Origin of the sequence: Streptomyces sp. Ru71 (genome assembly GCF_002920535.1) — a bacterium.
In the GTDB taxonomy this organism is placed as follows: Bacteria; Actinomycetota; Actinomycetes; order Streptomycetales; family Streptomycetaceae; genus Streptomyces.
The window spans coordinates 211,237-229,683 of record NZ_PQSS01000002.1; the positions used below are offsets into that span (position 1 = coordinate 211,237).

Below are 18,447 nucleotides of genomic sequence, written 5' to 3' on the forward strand. Positions count from 1 at the left end.
TGGGGGTTGCCGTGGCAGACGGGACCAGGATCGACGACCTGAACGTGATCAAGAGCGTGTCCACCGGTCTCCAGAAGATCGTCGACGAGCTGGAGCGGCTCGATGACGATGACAAGTACGGCTGGAGCCGGGAGGTCATCGGTCACGAGGAACTCGCGAACAGACTCAACGACTTCGCGACCAACTGGGACTACAAGCGGTCGAAGCTCGAAGAGGAGCTGAAGAAACTGGCGGGCATCACCAAGGCTGCGGCGGAGGCCTACGAACAGATCGACACCGATCTCGCCAATGCGGTGCGCCGGCAGGAAAAAGCCTCGAAGGGCCGGGGGTGACCGGTGTCGCGCCCCAAGGACTGGTCGCCTGTCGGGCTGGATTCCGACCCGGTGTCCGGGGATCCCGAGGCGGTGGCGAAGCTCGGCCGGCGTTTCCGCGCGGTCGCCGACACCATCAGAAGGCAGTCGGGGAACATCGAGGCGCTCTGCGGCGTGGAGGGCTGGCAGAGCGATGCGGCCGACGAGTTCCGGAAGACGTCTGAAGGAACCGTCGGGCGCCTGAAGAAGGTACTCGCCCGCTATGAGAAGGCCGCGGACGTGCTCGGCGAGCAGTGCGATCAGCCGGACACGAAGTACGCCTCCGTGCTCAAGTCCGCCCAGGAGAGCGCGGACCGGGCCCGCACCGACGCCGAGCAGGACTGCGCCGAGCGCGACCGGCTCAACCGGGCCATCGACGCCCTCGACGAGTCGGCTGACGACTACGAGCAGCAGAAGCGGGATCTGACGCGGAAACGGGATGCGGCCGAGGCACGTATTCAGGGTGCGATCAAGCGGGTCCACGCGGCCAAGGACGCGCGGAACCAGGCCGGTGAGAACGCGGCCCGGGCTCTTGAGGACTTGATCGACCACGACAAGCTCAAGGACTCTCCTTGGGAGAACATCAAAGGCGCGCTCAAGAGCATCGCCGACATCGCCGGCTGGGTGGCGACCTTCTGCGCGTTGGCTTCCTTGCTGGTCGGCTGGATACCTGTCATCGGTTGGGCGCTGGCCGGTGTACTGGACGCGATCGCGCTGTTGGCGACCTTGGTCTCGCTCGCATGCCACCTCGTACTGGTGTTTACCGGGGACGCGAGCATCGCCGACCTCGTACTGGACGGCATCGCGCTGCTGACCTTGGGACTTGGCCGGGCGGCCCTGAGTGCGGGGAAGTCCGCTGCGGCAGGGGTGCGCGGAGTGCAGGCGGCGAGCCGCAGTGCCCGCGCCGACTTCTTGGCGGCGAACTCGCTCGCAGGGCGTTCGGCCAAAGCTGCGAACACGCTGAAAGGAAAGGCGACGAAAGTTGCCAACCGGGCGGCCGAGGACGCGGCGGAACGGTTGGCGGGGAACCTTCCTGGTGCCTTCGGCAAGCTGGACGAGTTCGCGCATGTGGTGAATCCGAAGGTCGTCCTCAAGGACTCTGTGGACGCCGTGAAGGGTCTCAAGGACTTCAAGAACATCGGAAAGCTGCTGAGTCGGGACGCCTGGGCAGGTGCACGGCCGTTCGGAAACCCGGAGTGGGTCGAATCCAGCAAGGCCTTGAAAGAGATCCCGATCCTGGGCAAGTTCGAGAGCATGGCAGGCGTTAAGTTCACGGATTACGTACGGTCAGCCGGTCATCGCTGGTTTGCGTACACTGCTGCGGCCACTGCGGTGGACGGAAACGACAAGGTGCACGGACTGACTGAATGGGACGACGCGTACAACAAGTGGAAACAAGCCTGGACCGTGGGATGACGACAACCGGGAGAATCCGCAGTGGACGATGACGCGGTGTGGCAGTGCCTGATCCACGAGCCGGAAGGCGGCATCAGGTTGCCGGTGGGCGAGGGAATCGACCTCAGGGCATGGGCCAAGCAGGCGGCGCAGACGTATCTCGGTCCCTCGTCCCCGCGCGGCCAGGTGCGGGAACTGGCGTCTGTCCTGACCCGCCTGGCCGAGTCGTCCGAACTCGCCGATCCCACCTTCGCTTACGCCTACGTGGTGGATGCGGCAAAGGCGGTAACGGCTGTCTACGAGGTCCATGACTACGACGGTGAGGGGTATCGGACGCCGCAGCGCCTGCCCGATCTGCTGAGGGATGTGCTGCCCACTTCTCCGGTCCGTCGGAGCACTGAAGAGGTGAGTCTCCCGGCGGGGCCCGGGATCAGGGTGCAAGAACTCCAAGCCGTTGACACGGGCTCGGTGTTCAAGAAGAAGACGATGGTCGAATCCGTTACCTATGCGGTGCTTCCGCCGCAGGTGGAGAACGTCCTTGTCTTCCGGATGTCCTGGACGAATCTCGTCTTCAGCGAGGCACTGCTGGAACTGGCTCAGACCCTCGCCGAATCACTGGAGCTGGCCGAAGTGAAGGAGCATGAGGCGTGACGGAGTCGATTGCTGAGGGAGTTCCCTCCCAGGCGCCTCCGGAGGACTACAGCCTGATCGTTCCCGACGGCTGGTTCAGGATTCCGCTTGAGCCGGACCAGTGGAAATCCTCGATCCGGGCGTTCACGGACAGGGTTTTCGATGGGCGGGACGACGCCGTCGTACTCAAGCGTGAGCTGTCCAGAAGCCTGCGCGAGCGAGCCGAGGCCGGCTACCGGAACGGGGGTGTCGAGCTCTATGTGTCGACGGCTTCCGTCGGACCGGTCCCGCTGGCAGCCTCCCTGCTCGTGAGTGTCGTTCCGCCGGGCGAGGAGATCGGATCGGCGGTCACCGGCAAACGCCGTGCACAAGAGGTGAGCACCGTTCAGCTGCCCTTCGCCGGGACGGCCACGCGACGCCGTAGGCGGGTGATCCCCGAGGCGGAGGAGGCCTCGGGCAACCAGCTTCCGGTGACGACCGTCGACTACGCGGTGAGGGTGCCGCTGACGTCGGCCTCGTTGCTCCTCACCTTCTCGACGCCGCTGGATCCGTTCGCGGACGCCATGGTGGATCTCTTCGAGGCGATCGCCAAGTCGCTGCGCTGGACGTGACAGACCCAAGACCTGCCCTGTCGGCAGCCGCAGCGTGCGGGGCTCAGCCCAGTCGTTTGATCAGCGTGTACTCCGTCAGGCCCGGGGGGTAGTCCGGGATGGTGCAGGCCACCTCGTAGCCCTGTTTGCGGTAGAAGTCGGGGGCCTGGAAGTCCCAGGTCTCCACGCGGGCGGCTGTGCAGGATCGGTCCGTGTGGGCCAGGTGTTCGGCCTGGGTCAGGAGGTGGGAGCCCAGGCCCGTGCCGCGGTGGGGGGCGGCGACCCAGAGGTAGGTGATGTGCAGCCAGCCCGCCCAGGTGTGGCCGACCAGGCCGCCCGCGAGGTCGTCGGTGTCGTCCATGGCCCACAGGTGCAGGGGGACGTCCCGCTCGCGCTCGCCGCGCAGGGCGCGCAGCACCGGGGAGGCCGCGGTGTTCGTGTCGCGGAGGCGGGAGCGGAGCAGATCGCGTCGTGCCTTGTCTACTTCTGCCTCAATACGAAACATGCGGCTCACCCTAAACGCCGGGATACGGCCAGTTCTGTAATTTTGCTTCCCCTCCTCGCCTGCGGCCCTACCCTGTGAACAGCACCGGTGGGGGCCGGTGTTCGTTCAGGGGGCGAGTCGGTCGGGTGCGGTGCTCGCGGCGGGGGGAAGCAGTCCGGTACGGCGGCGGCCGTACGGTTCGGTGACCCCTCGGGCGCCGTACCCGCGACGGTCGTCGTTGAGAGGGCCAGTGGGGGTCATCCGTGGTGCGCATCCGAGTCCTGGTCGTCGACGACCACCGCATCTTCGCCGAGTCGCTCGCCGCGGCACTGGCCGCCGAGCCCGACGTCGAGGTGGCCGCGGCCGGCAGCGGCCCGGCCGCGCTGCGCTCGCTGGAGCGGGCGGCCACCGAGGGGCGCCGCTTCGACGTGGCTCTCGTCGACGCCGACCTGGGGGCGATGCCCCCCGGGGTGCGGGCGGCGAACGGCGCGGAGGACGGCGTCGTCGACGGGATCTCCCTGGTCGCCGGGGTCCGCACCGCGCAGCCGCACGTCAGGGTCGTCGTGCTCGCCGAGCGGGACGACCCGCGCCGGGCCGCGCTCGCCCTGCAGGCCGGAGCCTGCGGCTGGGTCGCCAAGGACTGCTCGCTGTCCCGGCTGCTGACCGTGGTCCGCGGCGTGCTGCGCGACGAGACGCATCTGCCGCCCGCCCTGCTGACCGGCGTCCTGCGCGAGCTGACGGCCGCACGCAAGCACCGCACCGAGAGCGAGGCCCTGGTGGAGTCCCTCACCCCGCGCGAGCGGGAGGTGCTGCGCTGCATGGTCGCCGGGCTCGGCCGCAAGGCGGTCGCCGAGCGGCTGTTCCTCTCCCCGCACACGGTGCGTACGCACATGCAGAACGTGCTGGGCAAGCTGGGTGTCCACTCCACCCTGGCCGCCGTCGCGCTCGCCCGGCGGGCCGGGGTCGGGCCCGCCGACCTAGCCGGGGATGTTGTCGAACGGGGCGGTCAGCTGGCGTAGCAGGCCGGCCAGCTCGCCGCGCTGGGCGCGGGACAGCTCGGCCAGGATCGCCCGCTCCTGGTCCAGCAGCCCGGCCAGGGCCTGGTCGGCGCGGTCCCGGCCCTCGTCGGTCAGCCGGACCAGCACACCGCGGCGGTCGCTGGGATCGGGCAGGCGCTCCACCAGGCCCTTCTTGGCCAGGCGGTCGATCCGGTTGGTCATCGTCCCCGAAGTCACCAGTGTCTGCGTCAGCAGCTGGCCGGGGGAGAGCTGATACGGGGACCCCGCGCGCCGCAGGGCCGTCAGCACGTCGAACTCCCAGGGCTCCAGGCTGTGCTCGGAGAAGGCAAGACGGCGTGCCCGGTCCAGGTGCCGGGCCAGTCTGCTCACCCGGCTGAGCACCTCTAGCGGCTCCACGTCGAGGTCCGGGCGCTCCCGGCGCCACGCTGCGACCAGCCGATCGACCTCGTCCTCCATGGCGATCAGTGTAGTGGTTGTGTCGACATTGAGTCTCTTGATGTCGAGTCTCTTGACGTCAAGATAGATCCGGGAGGAGAGTGGCTCCATGACCACGCCGACCTGGGATCCGGACCAGTACCTCCGCCACGCCGGGCACCGTGCCCGCCCCTTCGCCGACCTCCTCGCCCGTATCCCCGCCCCACCCGGCGGCCGGCCCCGCATCGCCGACCTCGGCTGCGGCCCCGGCAACGTCACCGCCCTGCTCGCCCAGCGCTGGCCCACCGCCCACATCACCGGCTACGACAACTCACCCCAGATGCTCGACGCCGCCCACACCGGCCACGAAGGACCGACGGCCGGAGGCGGACACCTCGACTTCGCCCACGCCGACGTCCGCCACTGGACGCCCTCCGAGCCGTACGACGTGATCGTCAGCAACGCCACCCTCCAGTGGGTGCCCGGACACGCCGAGAGGTTCGCCGCCTGGACCGCCGCCCTGCGCCCCGGCGGCACCTTCGCCTTCCAGATCCCCGACAACATCGACGCCCCGCTGCACGCCCTCATGCGCGACCTCGCCGCCACGCCCCGCTGGCGCTCCCGCCTCGCCGACGTGCTGCGCCGCACCGACTCGGTGCACACCCCTGGCGCCTACCTCGACCGGCTCGCCCGCCTCGGCTGCACCACCGACGTGTGGCAGACGACGTACTTCCACGTCCTGACCGGCGACGACCCCGTCCTCGACTGGGTCAAGGGCACCGGCCTGCGTCCCGCCCTCACCGCCCTCGCCGACGACCCCGAGGCCCGCGACGCCTTCCTCGCCGAGTACCGCGACCTGCTCCGCGAGGCCTACCCGCGCCAGGACTACGGCACCGTCCTGCCCTTCCGCCGGCTGTTCGCCGTGGCCGTGAAGGAGGCCTGACGGTGATCGCCGCGATCGACCACGTCCAGCTCGCCGCCCCGCCCGGCAGCGAGGACGCCCTGCGCGCCTTCTACACCGGCGTCCTCGGCATGACCGAGATCCCCAAGCCGCCGGTGCTCGCGGCCCGCGGCGGCTGCTGGTTCCAGGCCGGCGCCGTCCAGCTCCACCTCGGAATCGAGGACGGCTTCCGTCCCGCCCGCAAGGCCCACCCCGGCCTGCGCGTCACCCGGATCCGGGCCTACGCCGCCCACCTCACCGCGTGCGGCACCGAGGTCACCTGGGACGACGGCCTGCCCGGCCACCTGCGCTTCTACGCCGGGGACCCGGTCGGCAACCGCCTGGAGTTTCTCCAGCCCCACGACAGCCCCAGGTTTGAGCCCGGCCTGCCTGGCCACCCGGTGTGACGACACAGACGACGACCTCACTGGGAGTGATGATCGTGGCAGGCGAGGAGAAGTCCAGGTCGAAGAAGGAACAGATGAAGGGCAAGGCCAAGGAGGCGGCGGGCAGGGCCGTCGGCAACGAGCGCCTGACCGCCGAGGGCAAGGCCGACCAGATGAAGGGCGACGCCCGCCAGGCCAAGGAGAAGACCAAGGACGTCTTCAAGCACTGAGCCGCCTAATGGGAAGGCCCCCCGGACGATCCGGGGGGCCTTCGCACGCGCTCTACGGGGTCAGCTCTTGCGGTGACCTATCAGCCGGGGCTTCGGCTCCAGCCCGTCCAGCCCGTGCCACGCCAGGTTCACCAGATGCGCGGCGACCTCCGCCTTCTTCGGCCGGCGCACGTCCAGCCACCACTGCCCGGTCAGCGCCACCATCCCCACCAGCGCCTGCGCGTACAGCGGCGCCAGCTTCGGATCGAAGCCCCGGGACTTGAACTCACGCCCCAGGATGTCCTCCACCTGGGTGGCGATGTCCGAGATCAGCGAGGCGAAGGAGCCCGTGGACTGCGGGATCGGGGAGTCACGGACGAGGATGCGGAACCCGTCCGTGTACTCCTCGATGTAGTCCAGCAGCGCGAAGGCCGCCTGCTCGCACAGCTCACGCGGGTGGCCGGCCGTCAGCGAGCTGGTGACCATGTCCAGCAGCCGCCGCATCTCGCGGTCGACCACCACCGCGTACAGACCCTCCTTGCCGCCGAAGTGCTCGTACACCACCGGCTTGGACACCCCGGCCTTCGCCGCGATCTCCTCCACCGACGTGCCCTCGAAGCCCTTCGCCGCGAACAGGGTCCGACCGATCTCCAGCAGCTGCTGGCGGCGCTCCGCGCCGGTCATCCGGGTACGGCGCGTACGCCGCGGCTTGTCGGTGCTTGAGCTGCTGCTGGAGTCGGTCGCCACGGCGTCAATCATGCCGCCTCGGCCGTCACCTTCCGCCGCCGGGAGCCGTCCTCACCGCCGTTGCGGCGCGAATCGATACGGGAGCGTGACGGCCAGCGCACGTCGTAGGCCCAGCCCAGCTGCTCGAACCAGCGGATGATGCGCGCCGAGGAGTCGAGCTGGCCGCGCATCACACCGTGCCGCGCCGCGGTCGGGTCGGCGTGGTGCAGGTTGTGCCAGGACTCACCGCAGGACAGGATCGCCAGCCACCACACGTTGCCCGAGCGGTCCCGCGACTTGAACGGGCGCTTGCCCACCGCGTGGCAGATCGAGTTGATCGACCACGTCACGTGGTGCAGCAACGCCACCCGGACGAGTGAACCCCAGAAGAACGCGGTGAACGCGCCCCACCAGGACATCGTCACCAGCCCGCCGATCAGCGGCGGCAGCAGCAGCGACACGGCCGTCCACAGCACGAACTGCCGGGAGATCGCCCGCAGCGCCGGGTCCTTGATCAGATCCGGGGCGTACTTGTCCTGCGGAGTCTGCTCCTCATCGAACATCCAGCCGATGTGTGCCCACCACAGGCCCTTCATCAGCGCCGGAACCGTCTCCCCGTAGCGCCACGGCGAGTGCGGGTCGCCCTCGGCGTCGGAGAACTTGTGGTGCCGGCGGTGATCCGCCACCCAGCGCACCAGCGGCCCCTCCACCGCCATCGACCCGGCGATCGCCAGAGCGATCTTCAGCGGGCGCTTGGCCTTGAAGGAACCGTGGGTGAAGTGACGGTGGAAACCGATGGTGATGCCGTGGCAGCCCAGGTAGTAGAAGAAGACCATCAGGCCCAGGTCCAGCCAGCTCACGCCCCATCCCCAGGCCAACGGCACGGCCGCCACCAGCGCCAGGAACGGGACGGTGATGAACAGCAGCAGCGCGATCTGCTCGATCGAACGCTTCTGCTCGCCGCCGAGCGTGGCGGGCGGTGCGAGGGTGTCGTCGGGCGCCTTCGGAGCGTCTGCGATCACATCGGAACTAGTGGTCATACGCGGTCCCCTGTGGGGTAGAGGGTCTGGGCGATGCCGAGCTGCGGGAACCCGCACTCGTTCCTACGGTTCCGTAACCTACGGCATCGTAAGTATGTCAGCGTGTTGCGCGGCGGCAAGAGCCCAAGGGCCTGGGCCTTCCGACCGGCACCTATCCTGTAGTCGGTCGGACAGCGCGGTCCGCTCTGAAGTTTTTCCCGGACGTCCGGCCCGTAAGCGGCGCCCGCCGCGCGAGACGCTCGTCCGGGTTCCCCTCCCAGACGAGCTTCAACACTGCAAGGAGCCGCACCTGTGAGCAGTGCCGACGACCGGACCACCACCAGCACCGAGCTGCGCGCCGACATCCGCCGGCTGGGCGATCTCCTCGGCGAGACACTCGTCCGCCAGGAAGGCCCCGAGCTCCTGGAACTGGTGGAGAAGGTCCGCCGCCTCACCCGAGAGGACGGCGACGCCGCCGCCGAACTGCTGCGCGGCACGGAACTGGAGACCGCGGCCAAGCTGGTCCGCGCCTTCTCCACCTACTTCCACCTGGCCAACGTCACCGAACAGGTCCACCGAGGCCGCGAACTGCGCGCCAGGCGTGCCGCCGAGGGCGGCCTCCTCGCCCGCACCGCCGACCGGCTCAAGGACGCCGACCCCGAGCACCTGCGCCAGACCGTTCAGAACCTGAACGTCCGCCCCGTGTTCACGGCGCACCCCACCGAGGCCGCGCGCCGCTCCGTGCTGAACAAGCTCCGGCGCATCGCAGCGCTCCTCGAAGAGCCCGTCCTCGACTCCGACCGCCGCCGTCACGACACCCGGCTGGCCGAGAACATCGACCTCGTCTGGCAGACCGACGAGCTGCGCGTCGTACGGCCCGAGCCGGCCGACGAGGCCCGCAACGCCATCTACTACCTGGACGAACTGCACGCCGGTGCCGTCGGCGACGTCCTGGAGGACCTGACCGCGGAACTGGAGCGCGTCGGCGTCAAGCTGCCCGACGACACCCGCCCCCTCACCTTCGGCACCTGGATCGGCGGCGACCGCGACGGCAACCCCAACGTCACCCCGCAGGTCACCTGGGACGTGCTGATCCTCCAGCACGAGCACGGCATCAACGACGCCCTCGACATGATCGACGAGCTGCGCGGCCTGCTGTCCAACTCCATCCGCTACACCGGCGCCACCCAGGAACTCCTCGACTCCCTGGACAAGGACCTGGAGCTGCTCCCCGAGATCAGCCCCCGCTACAAGCGCCTCAACGCCGAGGAGCCCTACCGGCTCAAGGCCACCTGCATCCGGCAGAAGCTGCAGAACACCAAGCAGCGCCTGGCCACCGGCACCCCCCATGAGGCCGGCCGCGACTACCTCGGCACCTCCGAGCTCGTCGCCGACCTGCGCATCATCCAGACCTCCCTGCGCGAGCACCGCGGCGGGCTGTTCGCCGACGGCCGCCTCGCCCGCACCATCCGCACCCTCGCCGCGTTCGGCCTCCAGCTCGCCACCATGGACGTCCGCGAACACGCCGACGCCCACCACCACGCCCTCGGCCAGCTCTTCGACCGGCTCGGCGAGGAGTCCTGGCGCTACGCCGACATGCCCCGCGACTACCGCACCAAGCTCCTCGCCAAGGAGCTGCGCTCCAGAAGGCCCCTCGCGCCCAGCCCCGCCCCCGTCGACGCGGCCGGCGAGAAGACCCTCGGCGTCTTCCAGACCGTGAAGAAGGCCCTGGAGGTCTTCGGCCCCGAGGTCATCGAGTCCTACATCATCTCCATGTGCCAGGGCGCCGACGACGTCTTCGCCGCCGCCGTGCTCGCCCGCGAGGCCGGGCTGATCGACCTGCACGCCGGCTGGGCCAAGATCGGCATCGTGCCGCTGCTGGAGACCACCGACGAGCTCAAGGCCGCGGACACCATCCTGGAGGACATGCTCTCCGACCCCTCCTACCGTCGCCTGGTCTCCCTGCGCGGCGACGTCCAGGAGGTCATGCTCGGCTACTCCGACTCCTCCAAGTTCGGCGGCATCACCACCTCCCAGTGGGAGATCCACCGCGCCCAGCGCCGCCTGCGCGACGTCGCCCACCGCTACGGCGTCCGCCTGCGCCTCTTCCACGGCCGCGGCGGCACCGTCGGCCGCGGCGGCGGCCCCTCCCACGACGCCATCCTCGCCCAGCCCTGGGGCACCCTGGAGGGCGAGATCAAGGTCACCGAGCAGGGCGAGGTCATCTCCGACAAGTACCTCATCCCCTCCCTGGCCCGGGAGAACCTGGAACTGACGGTCGCGGCCACCCTGCAGGCGTCCGCCCTGCACACCGCCCCCCGCCAGTCCACCGAGGCCCTCGCCCGCTGGGACGCCGCCATGGACGTCGTCTCCGAAGCCGCCCACGCCGCCTACCGGCGCCTCGTCGAGGACCCGGACCTGCCGACGTACTTCCTCGCCTCGACGCCGGTGGACCAGCTCGCCGAACTGCACCTGGGCTCCCGGCCCTCCCGCCGCCCCGGCTCCGGCGTCTCCCTCGACGGACTGCGGGCCATCCCGTGGGTGTTCGGCTGGACTCAGTCCCGGCAGATCGTCCCGGGCTGGTTCGGCGTCGGCTCCGGCCTCAAGGCCCTGCGCGAGGCCGGCCTCGACACCGTCCTGGACGAGATGCACGAGCAGTGGCACTTCTTCCGCAACTTCATCTCCAACGTCGAGATGACGCTGGCGAAGACCGACCTGCGCATCGCCCAGCACTATGTCGACACCCTCGTCCCCGACGAGCTCAAGCACGTCTTCGACACCATCAAGGCCGAACACGAGCTGACCGTCGCCGAGGTGCTGCGCGTCACCGGGGAGAGCGAGCTCCTCGACGCCCAGCCCGTGCTGAAGCAGACCTTCGCCATCCGCGACGCCTACCTCGACCCGATCAGCTACCTCCAGGTCGCCCTGCTCAAGCGGCAGCGCGACGCCGTCGCGGCCGGCGAGCAGCCCGACCCGCTGCTCTCCCGCGCCCTGCTGCTCACCGTCAACGGAGTCGCGGCCGGCCTGCGCAACACCGGCTGACCCGGCCCCGGACACGACGGTGCCCCCGAGCCACGCTGCTCGGGGGCACCGTCCGTCTTCAGCGGGCGTCAGCCACGCGCCGCCTTACGGCGCCGCAGCACCAGGAACCCGCCGCCCGCGACCAGCGCGGCCGCCACACCCGACAGCAGCCCCACCGGGGCGCCGTTGCCGGTCTCGGCCAGGTCACCCGAGCCCACACCGCCCTGCGCCGACGGCGACGCGGACGCCGACGGGGCGGCCTCACCGGCGGCCGCCGACGCGGACGCCGACGGAGCCGCCGACGCCGACACCCCGGCCGACGCCGAGACCGACGCCGACGCGGACGCCGACGGCGCCGCACCGCCCTCGGACTTCTCGCAGTCCGTCCAGAACACCTTGTGCTTCGCCGCACCCTTCTCACCGGCGAAGTTCCAGAACAGCTTGTAGTGCCCGTCGGGCAGCGACAGATCCTCTGTCCGGCCGTGACCGGAACCGTCCAGTGCGAGCGAGCCGGACTTCACCGTCTCGCCCTTCACACCGGCCGTCGGCGCCCAGGACTCGATGTGCCAGGACACCTGCTGACCGCCGTCGAAACCGAAGGCGTCCAGATAGAACGTGCACACGTGCGGCTCGTTCCGGCGCAGTTCCTCGCCGGTCGACGCATCGTGGATCTTGACCGTGCCGTTGTCGCCGGGCGCGGTCGCGTGCGCGGAGGGGGCCGTCAGAAAAGCGGCGGCGGCGAGGGCGCACACGGCGCCGACGCGAGTGGGGGTACGCATGGGCAGTCCATCTTCGAGAAACGAACGGGAAGATGTGGAGGGGGCGGCTCAGCTTCCTGCCAGTGCCATGACCAGGTCAATCACGAACAGGCAACACTCACACTCTCCACAACCTGGAGAACGCCAATACCCCTCAGACCGTCACGAACGCGGCCGTCAGCAACGCCACCCCGGCCCCCGCCAGCACCCAGGCCGCCCGCGTGAGCCGCAGCCCGCCCGCCACCACCACCGACGCCAGCAGCAGCGCCCCGCCCAGCGGAACCCACGCGTACAGGACCCCGGCCGGACCCGAACGCACCACCTCGTCACTGCCCGGCTTCACCACCACCGCGTACGTACGGCCCTTGCGCACCGCGAGCGTGTCGTCGATCACCACGCTGCGCCGAGCCTGCGACCCCGTCGACGCCGGCGTGTACGGCCCGCTGCACACATGCTCACCGCACCGCGTCACCACGACGGTGCCCCGCTCCCGCCCCTTGGTCAGCATCACGTGCTGCGCCGTCCCCCACGACGCCCACACCCCCGCGATGAGGATCAGCGCCGTGACCGTGCCCATCGCGGCGAGGCGGCCGAAACGCAGCGCCGCGACGGAGGCCTGGCGGGACCGAGTGGCTATGGCAGCAGGCATGGCCGGGATCATTCGCCATCCCCGCGCACCGGTCAACTCACGTAAGGGACAAATCAGGAGTTGTACGCGCTCTGCGCCCGCTCCAGACCCTCCGTCACCAGACACTCCACCGAGTCCGCCGCCCGGTCCACGAAGTAGTCCAGCTCCTTGCGCTCCGCCGAGGAGAAGTCCTTCAGCACGAAGTCCGCCACCTGCATACGGCCCGGAGGCCGCCCGATCCCGAACCGCACCCGGTGGTACTCCCGCCCCAGCGCCTTCGAGATCGACTTCAGCCCGTTGTGGCCGTTGTCCCCGCCACCCAGCTTCAGCCGCAGCGTCCCGTAGTCGATGTCCAGCTCGTCGTGCACCGCCACCACGTTGCCGAGCGGCACCTTGTAGAACTCCCGCAGCGCGTTCACCGGACCGCCCGACAGGTTCATGTACGACATCGGCTTCACCAGCACCACCCGCCGGCCCGCCGGCCCGGGCGGACCGATCCGCCCCTCGACGACCTGCGCCTGCGCCTTGCCGGCCCGCTTGAACTTCCCCCCGATCCGCTCGGCGAGCAGGTCCGCCACCATGAAACCGACGTTGTGCCGGTTCATGGCGTACTCGGGGCCCGGGTTGCCGAGCCCGACGATCAGCCAGGGGGCACTGGCAGGGGTGGTCACGTCCATGTCTCCTTGATACGCGCCAGCCGCCGCTCCCTGCGAGGGAAGCGGCGGCTGGTCAGTCGATGACGACGGCGAGGATCAGGCCTCGGCGGCCTCTTCGCCCTCACCCTCGGCGCCCTCGGCGGCCTCCTCGACCTGCGCGGCCAGGACCTGCAGGACGACGGCGTCCTCGTCGACGGCCAGGGTCACGCCGTTCGGCAGGGCGATGTCCTTGGCGTGGACGGAGGCACCGGCCTCCAGGCCCTCCACGGACACCGTGACGGCCTCGGGGATGTGCGTCGCCTCGGCCTCGACCGGCAGGGCGTTCAGCACGTGCTCCAGCAGGTTGCCACCCGGGGCCAGCTCGCCCTCGGTGTGCACCGGGATCTCGACCGTGACCTTCTCGCCGCGCTTGACCAGCAGCAGGTCCACGTGCTCCAGGAAGCCCTTCAGCGGGTCGCGCTGCACGGCCTTCGGGATCGCCAGCTCGGTGCGCTGACCGTCGATGTCCAGGGCGATCAGGACGTTCGGCGTACGCAGCGCCAGCAGCAGGTCGTGGCCCGGCAGGGTCAGGTGCAGCGGCTCGGCGCCGTGACCGTACAGAACACCCGGGACCTTGTTGTCACGGCGGATACGACGCGCGGCACCCTTGCCGAACTCGGTGCGCGTGGCGGCGGCGAGCTTCACCTCGGACATGCTGATCACTCCTCGTAGGAAGCGGAAAATCGGACTGGGGGTACCCCCTGCTCCTTGGAGCTTGGGGGAGGTCACCCGGCCAACGAACGGCCTGCTACGAAGAGCGCGTCGATTACGGACCGCCGCACCACATGGATACGGCCTCCCTCGCCGAGCAACTGCAGCAGTCTACTCGGCACAGGGAGGCCGCACCAAAAGGATCAACAGCCCAGGGCTGCAGAACCCTTACTGCACGTCCAGTGCACGCCTACTGCTCGTCGAACAGGCTCGTCACCGAACCGTCCTCGAACACCTCACGCACCGCCGACGCGATCGTCGGCGCGATCGACAGCACCGTGATCTTGTCCAGCTCACGGTTCAGCTCACCCGGCGTCGGCAGCGTGTTCGTGAACACGAACTCGCTGACCCGCGAGTTCTTCAGCCGGTCCGCGGCCGGACCCGACAGCACACCGTGCGTCGCCGTCACGATGACGTCCTCCGCACCGTGCGCGAACAGCGCGTCCGCGGCGGCGCAGATCGTGCCACCCGTGTCGATCATGTCGTCCACGAGCACACAGACCCGGCCCTTGACCTCACCCACGACCTCGTGGACGGTCACCTGGTTCGCCACGTCCTTGTCACGCCGCTTGTGCACGATCGCCAGCGGCGCACCCAGACGGTCGCACCACCGGTCCGCCACCCGCACCCGGCCCGCGTCCGGAGACACCACCGTCAGCTTCTCCCGGTCCACCTTCGCACCCACGTAGTCCGCCAGCAGCGGCAGCGCGAACAGGTGGTCGACGGGGCCGTCGAAGAAGCCCTGGATCTGGTCCGTGTGCAGATCCACGGTCAGGATGCGGTCCGCACCCGCCGTCTTCATCAGATCCGCGATCAGACGCGCCGAGATCGGTTCACGACCCCGGTGCTTCTTGTCCTGCCGCGCGTAACCGTAGAACGGCACGATGACCGTGATGGAGCGGGCCGACGCGCGCTTCAGCGCGTCGATCATGATCAGCTGCTCCATGATCCACTTGTTGATCGGAGCCGTGTGGCTCTGGATCAGGAAGCAGTCCGCACCACGAGCGGACTCCTGGTAACGGACATAGATCTCACCATTGGCGAAGTCGAAGGCCTTCGTCGGGACGACCCCGACACCCAGCTGCTGGGCGACCTCCTCGGCAAGCTCGGGGTGGGCGCGGCCGGAGAAGAACATCATCTTCTTCTCGCCGGTCGTCTTGATCCCGGTCACAGCACTGTCTCCTCAGAGGTGTTCTCAGCTGGGTGTCGAGAGACCTCGCCGCTGGGGCGCGGCGGCAGGCCGTCTCAGCTGGTGGGTGCGGGTGTGTGCACTTATCACGGTACGCCGTCTTCGACGCACCTGTTTCCGGTCAGTCCTCGTTGCCCGACTCCCGGGACGCCGCCTCGGCCGCCTTCGCCGCCGCGCTCCCGGGACGCTTGCGCGCCACCCAACCCTCGATATTCCGCTGCTGACCACGGGCCACGGCCAGCGAACCGGGCGGCACATCCTTGGTGATCACAGAGCCGGCAGCCGTGTAGGCACCGTCCCCGACCGTGACAGGCGCCACAAACATGTTGTCCGAACCGGTACGGCAGTGCGAGCCGATCGTCGTGTGGTGCTTCTTCTCACCGTCGTAGTTCACGAACACGCTCGCGGCACCGATGTTCGAGTACTCGCCGATCGTCGCGTCACCGACGTAGGACAGGTGCGGAACCTTCGTCCCCTCGCCGATCTCGGCGTTCTTCGTCTCCACGTACGTACCGATCTTGCCCTTGCGGCCCAGCCGCGTCCCCGGCCGCAGATACGCGAACGGACCCACCGACGCCTCCGCGCCCACCTCGGCCCCGTCCGACACGGTGTTGTCCACCCGCGCCCCGGCGCCGACCCGCGTGTCCTTCAGCCGGCTGTTCGGACCCACCTCGGCGCCCTCCGCCAGGTGGGTGGCACCGGTCAGCTGCGTCCCCGGATGCACGACGACGTCCTGCTCGAAGGTCACCGTCACATCCACCCAGGTGGTCGCCGGGTCGATCACCGTGACGCCGGAGAGCATCGCGGCCGTCAGCAGCCGCTCGTTCAGAATCCGCCGCGCCTCGGACAGCTGCACGCGGTTGTTGATCCCCGCGATCTCCCGGTGATCACCGGCCACCGACGCGCCGACCCGGTGCCCGGCCTCGCGCAGGATGCCCAGCACATCGGTCAGGTACTCCTCACCCTGGCTGTTGTCCGTCCGCACCTTCTTCAGCGCGTCCGCCAGCAGCGCACCGTCGAACGCGAAGACCCCGGAGTTGATCTCCCGGATCTCCCGCTGCGTCTCGGAGGCGTCCTTGTGCTCCACGATCGCCGTCACCGCGCCGGAGTCGTCCCGCACGATCCGCCCGTACCCCGTCGCGTCCGGCACCTCGGCCGTCAGCACGGTCACGGCGTTGCCGTCCGCGGAGTGCGTCGCGGCCAGCGCGGTGAGGGTTTCGCCGGTCAGCAGCGGGGTGTCCCCGCACACGACCACGACGGTCCCGTCGACGGCCCCGCCCAGCTGCTCCAGCGCGATCCGCACGGCGTGCCCGGTGCCGTTCTGCTGCTCCTGCACGGCGGTGCGGACGCCGGGGTCGATCTCGTTCAGATGCGCGGTGACCTTCTCGCGCGCGTGCCCGACGACGACGACCAGGTTCTCGGGGTCCAACTGACGGGCGGAGGCCAGCACATGGCCGACGAGGCTGCGACCGCAGATCTCGTGCAGCACCTTCGGTGTGGCCGACTTCATACGGGTGCCCTCACCCGCTGCGAGTACGACGACGGCTGCCGGGCGGATGACGCTCACGGGGGTGCCCTTCGGCTGGTGGTGGGGTGGGGGTGGACATCCGCAGGATACCGGGGTGTTTGGTGAGGGACATGAGAGTGGGCCCCGACAGTGCTGTCAGGGCCCGAACCCAGGTCTTGTGTGCTGAGAGCTCCCCCGCAAGGATTCGAACCTTGTCCTGCTGGTACCAAAAACCAGTGTGCTGCCAGTTACACCACGGGGGACAGCGCATCAGACCTTACCGGAGACGTGCCTGCCCCTGGGTGACGATTCCGTTCCACCAGCCCTCGATGCGGTTGCAGAGGTCGGCGCCGCGGGCCACGCCGATGACCAGGCAGCCGTGGCAGTCGTCGCCTCCGGTCCTGCTCGAAACTCGCCGGAAAACGCTCGGGGGGCGATCGTAGGCTGGGGGCATGACCACGACGGGGGAAGACCACTCCGCGGCCGGGACCGGGCCGTGGTGGTGGGCGCGGTGGCGTTCCGCGGTGCTGGACTGGGGGCTCGCGGCCGTGTCCGCGGTGGAGTGTGCCGTGGAGGGCATTCCGTTCGCGCGGGATGCGGGGATTCCGGTTTCGGCGGGGGTCGTCTTCGGGTTCCTCGCCGGGGTCACCCTGCTGGTGCGCCGGCGGTGGCCGATCGCCGTCGTGCTGGTGTCGATCGCGGTCACGCCCGCCCAGATGGGGTTCCTGATGGGTGTGGTGGGGCTGTACACGCTCGCCGCCTCCGAGCTGCCGCGCAGGATCATCGCCTCCCTCGCCGGGATGTCGCTGGTGGCCATGCTGATCGTGACCTTGGTGCGGTTGCGGCAGGCCTCGGACACCGGGGACATGGAGGTCGGGGACTGGTTCGTGCCGTTCGCCTCGATCTCGATGGCGTTGGGGATGACGGCTCCGCCCGTGCTGCTGGGGCTGTACGTGGGGGCGCGGCGGCGGCTCATGGAGAGTCTGCGGGAACGGGCCGATTCGCTGGAGCGGGAGCTTCAGTTGCTGGCGGAGCGGGCCGAGGAGCGCGCCGAGTGGGCGCGGAACGAGGAGCGGACGCGGATCGCGCGGGAGATGCATGACGTCGTCGCGCATCGGGTGAGTCTGATGGTGGTGCATGCGGCGGCGTTGCAGGCGGTCGCGCGGAAGGACCCCGAGAAGGCGGTGAGGAATGCCGCGCTGGTGGGGGACATGGGGCGGCAGGCGTTGACGGAGTTGCGGGAGATGCTGGGGGTGCTGCGCAGTTCCGACGGTGGTGGGGGTGCCCGGAAGGAGTCCGTGCCGCTGGCTGCCGTGGGGGTGGCGGCCGCGGCCGCGGCGTCGCGGGCGGCCGGTGACGAGGCCGCGGTCGAGGGGCCGTGTCTGGCGGAGATCGAGGAGCTGATCGGGCAGTCGGCGGCCGCGGGGATGGTGGTGGAGCTGTCGGTCGAGGGAGAGGCGCGCTCGTGTGGCGCGGAGGTGGAGGCGACGGCGTACCGGGTGGTGCAGGAGGCGCTGACGAACGTCCACAAGCATGCGGCGGGCGCGAAGACGCGGGTGCGTCTGGCGTACCGGGTGTCGGAGATCGCGATGCAGGTGGAGAACGGGCCGCCGCCGGAGGTGGGGTCGGCGTCGTCGGCGCGGTTGCCGTCGGGGGGCAATGGGCTGGTCGGCATGAAGGAGCGGGTGGTGGCGCTCGGTGGGGTGTTCGTGTCGGGGCCGACGGATGCGGGGGGTTTCCGGGTTTCGGCGGTGATTCCGGCGCCGTAGGGCGTGC

Annotated in this window: 20 protein-coding genes and 1 tRNA gene; 10 read left to right on the forward strand and 11 right to left on the reverse strand. The window is 69.7% G+C overall.

Going from position 1 to position 18,447, the window contains the following annotated elements:
- The first annotated feature begins 11 nt into the window (after window positions 1-11).
- Genes C3489_RS02210 through C3489_RS02225 form a run of 4 tightly spaced genes read left to right on the forward strand, consistent with a single transcriptional unit; the run spans window position 12 to window position 2,986 of the window.
- The gene (locus C3489_RS02210) at window positions 12-332 is read left to right on the forward strand and encodes a hypothetical protein (protein WP_103779230.1); all 321 of its coding nucleotides are present in this window, start codon (window positions 12-14) and stop codon (window positions 330-332) included.
- A 3-nt stretch (window positions 333-335) separates the two neighbouring features.
- Window positions 336-1,766 (forward strand): putative T7SS-secreted protein, encoded by a 1,431-nt coding sequence (locus tag C3489_RS02215; RefSeq protein WP_103779232.1) that lies wholly within the window; start codon window positions 336-338, stop codon window positions 1,764-1,766.
- A 21-nt stretch (window positions 1,767-1,787) separates the two neighbouring features.
- Entirely contained in the window at window positions 1,788-2,396 is a 609-nt protein-coding gene (locus C3489_RS02220; protein WP_103779234.1) for a hypothetical protein, read from the forward strand.
- Entirely contained in the window at window positions 2,393-2,986 is a 594-nt protein-coding gene (locus tag C3489_RS02225; protein ID WP_258054533.1) for a hypothetical protein, read from the forward strand. The genes C3489_RS02220 and C3489_RS02225 overlap by 4 nt, the downstream gene beginning before the upstream one ends.
- A gap of 43 nt (window positions 2,987-3,029) precedes the next feature.
- Here C3489_RS02225 and C3489_RS02230 read toward each other — a convergent pair whose 3' ends face one another.
- Window positions 3,030-3,470 (reverse strand): N-acetyltransferase, encoded by a 441-nt coding sequence (locus tag C3489_RS02230; RefSeq protein WP_103779236.1) that lies wholly within the window; start codon window positions 3,468-3,470, stop codon window positions 3,030-3,032.
- A 242-nt stretch (window positions 3,471-3,712) separates the two neighbouring features.
- On the opposite strand from C3489_RS02230, the gene C3489_RS02235 reads away from it, so the two are divergent.
- Window positions 3,713-4,468 (forward strand): response regulator transcription factor, encoded by a 756-nt coding sequence (locus C3489_RS02235; RefSeq protein WP_103779237.1) that lies wholly within the window; start codon window positions 3,713-3,715, stop codon window positions 4,466-4,468.
- Here C3489_RS02235 and tamR read toward each other — a convergent pair.
- Entirely contained in the window at window positions 4,427-4,924 is a 498-nt protein-coding gene (gene tamR / locus C3489_RS02240) for a MarR family transcriptional regulator TamR (protein ID WP_103779353.1), read from the reverse strand. The two genes, C3489_RS02235 and tamR, sit on opposite strands and share 42 nt — an antisense overlap.
- Window positions 4,925-5,012: 88 nt before the next feature.
- On the opposite strand from tamR, the gene C3489_RS02245 reads away from it, so the two are divergent.
- From C3489_RS02245 to C3489_RS02255, 3 genes are read left to right on the forward strand one after another with little or no spacing between them, the layout of a single operon-like run.
- Window positions 5,013-5,825 carry a trans-aconitate 2-methyltransferase gene (locus tag C3489_RS02245; protein ID WP_103779239.1) on the forward strand — a complete coding sequence of 271 codons (813 nt, stop codon included), beginning with the start codon at window positions 5,013-5,015 and terminating at the stop codon, window positions 5,823-5,825.
- A gap of 2 nt (window positions 5,826-5,827) precedes the next feature.
- The gene (locus C3489_RS02250; protein ID WP_103779241.1) at window positions 5,828-6,229 is read left to right on the forward strand and encodes a VOC family protein; all 402 of its coding nucleotides are present in this window, start codon (window positions 5,828-5,830) and stop codon (window positions 6,227-6,229) included.
- Window positions 6,230-6,264: 35 nt separating this feature from the next.
- Window positions 6,265-6,438: a CsbD family protein gene (locus C3489_RS02255; protein WP_103779355.1), complete on the forward strand. Its 174-nt coding sequence runs from the start codon at window positions 6,265-6,267 to the stop codon at window positions 6,436-6,438.
- Window positions 6,439-6,498: 60 nt separating this feature from the next.
- Here C3489_RS02255 and C3489_RS02260 read toward each other — a convergent pair whose 3' ends face one another.
- Together C3489_RS02260 and C3489_RS02265 are read right to left on the reverse strand one after the other, a co-directional pair.
- Window positions 6,499-7,176: a TetR/AcrR family transcriptional regulator gene (locus tag C3489_RS02260; RefSeq protein ID WP_103779243.1), complete on the reverse strand. Its 678-nt coding sequence runs from the start codon at window positions 7,174-7,176 to the stop codon at window positions 6,499-6,501.
- Window positions 7,173-8,183 (reverse strand): fatty acid desaturase, encoded by a 1,011-nt coding sequence (locus C3489_RS02265; RefSeq protein WP_103779245.1) that lies wholly within the window; start codon window positions 8,181-8,183, stop codon window positions 7,173-7,175. Before C3489_RS02265 ends, C3489_RS02260 begins: the two co-directional genes overlap by 4 nt.
- Before the next feature lie 291 nt (window positions 8,184-8,474).
- On the opposite strand from C3489_RS02265, the gene ppc reads away from it, so the two are divergent.
- Window positions 8,475-11,204: a phosphoenolpyruvate carboxylase gene (gene ppc, locus C3489_RS02270; protein ID WP_103779247.1), complete on the forward strand. Its 2,730-nt coding sequence runs from the start codon at window positions 8,475-8,477 to the stop codon at window positions 11,202-11,204.
- A gap of 68 nt (window positions 11,205-11,272) precedes the next feature.
- On the opposite strand, the gene C3489_RS02275 is transcribed toward ppc, so the two are convergent.
- The 7 genes from C3489_RS02275 to C3489_RS02305 all read right to left on the reverse strand — a co-directional run bounded on the left by C3489_RS02275 (window position 11,273) and on the right by C3489_RS02305 (window position 16,934).
- A complete protein-coding gene (locus C3489_RS02275) occupies window positions 11,273-11,962 on the reverse strand; it encodes an LPXTG cell wall anchor domain-containing protein (protein WP_103779249.1) in 690 nt (229 codons plus the stop codon).
- Between the two features lie 133 nt (window positions 11,963-12,095).
- On the reverse strand, window positions 12,096-12,602 hold the full coding sequence (locus tag C3489_RS02280) for a hypothetical protein (RefSeq protein WP_103779251.1): 507 nt from the start codon (window positions 12,600-12,602) through the stop codon (window positions 12,096-12,098).
- Between the two features lie 41 nt (window positions 12,603-12,643).
- Window positions 12,644-13,246 (reverse strand): aminoacyl-tRNA hydrolase, encoded by a 603-nt coding sequence (pth, locus tag C3489_RS02285; protein WP_103779253.1) that lies wholly within the window; start codon window positions 13,244-13,246, stop codon window positions 12,644-12,646.
- Window positions 13,247-13,321: 75 nt separating this feature from the next.
- Entirely contained in the window at window positions 13,322-13,918 is a 597-nt protein-coding gene (locus C3489_RS02290; protein WP_103779255.1) for a 50S ribosomal protein L25/general stress protein Ctc, read from the reverse strand.
- A 247-nt stretch (window positions 13,919-14,165) separates the two neighbouring features.
- A complete protein-coding gene (locus C3489_RS02295) occupies window positions 14,166-15,146 on the reverse strand; it encodes a ribose-phosphate diphosphokinase (protein WP_103779257.1) in 981 nt (326 codons plus the stop codon).
- Between the two features lie 139 nt (window positions 15,147-15,285).
- Window positions 15,286-16,731, reverse strand: a complete 1,446-nt coding sequence (glmU, locus tag C3489_RS02300; protein WP_103779259.1) for a bifunctional UDP-N-acetylglucosamine diphosphorylase/glucosamine-1-phosphate N-acetyltransferase GlmU — start codon at window positions 16,729-16,731, stop codon at window positions 15,286-15,288.
- 130 nt (window positions 16,732-16,861) lie between these two features.
- Window positions 16,862-16,934 (reverse strand) — tRNA-Gln (locus C3489_RS02305).
- 189 nt (window positions 16,935-17,123) lie between these two features.
- On the opposite strand from C3489_RS02305, the gene C3489_RS02315 reads away from it, so the two are divergent.
- The gene (locus tag C3489_RS02315) at window positions 17,124-18,440 is read left to right on the forward strand and encodes a sensor histidine kinase (RefSeq protein WP_103779263.1); all 1,317 of its coding nucleotides are present in this window, start codon (window positions 17,124-17,126) and stop codon (window positions 18,438-18,440) included.
- Window positions 18,441-18,447 lie beyond the last annotated feature (7 nt).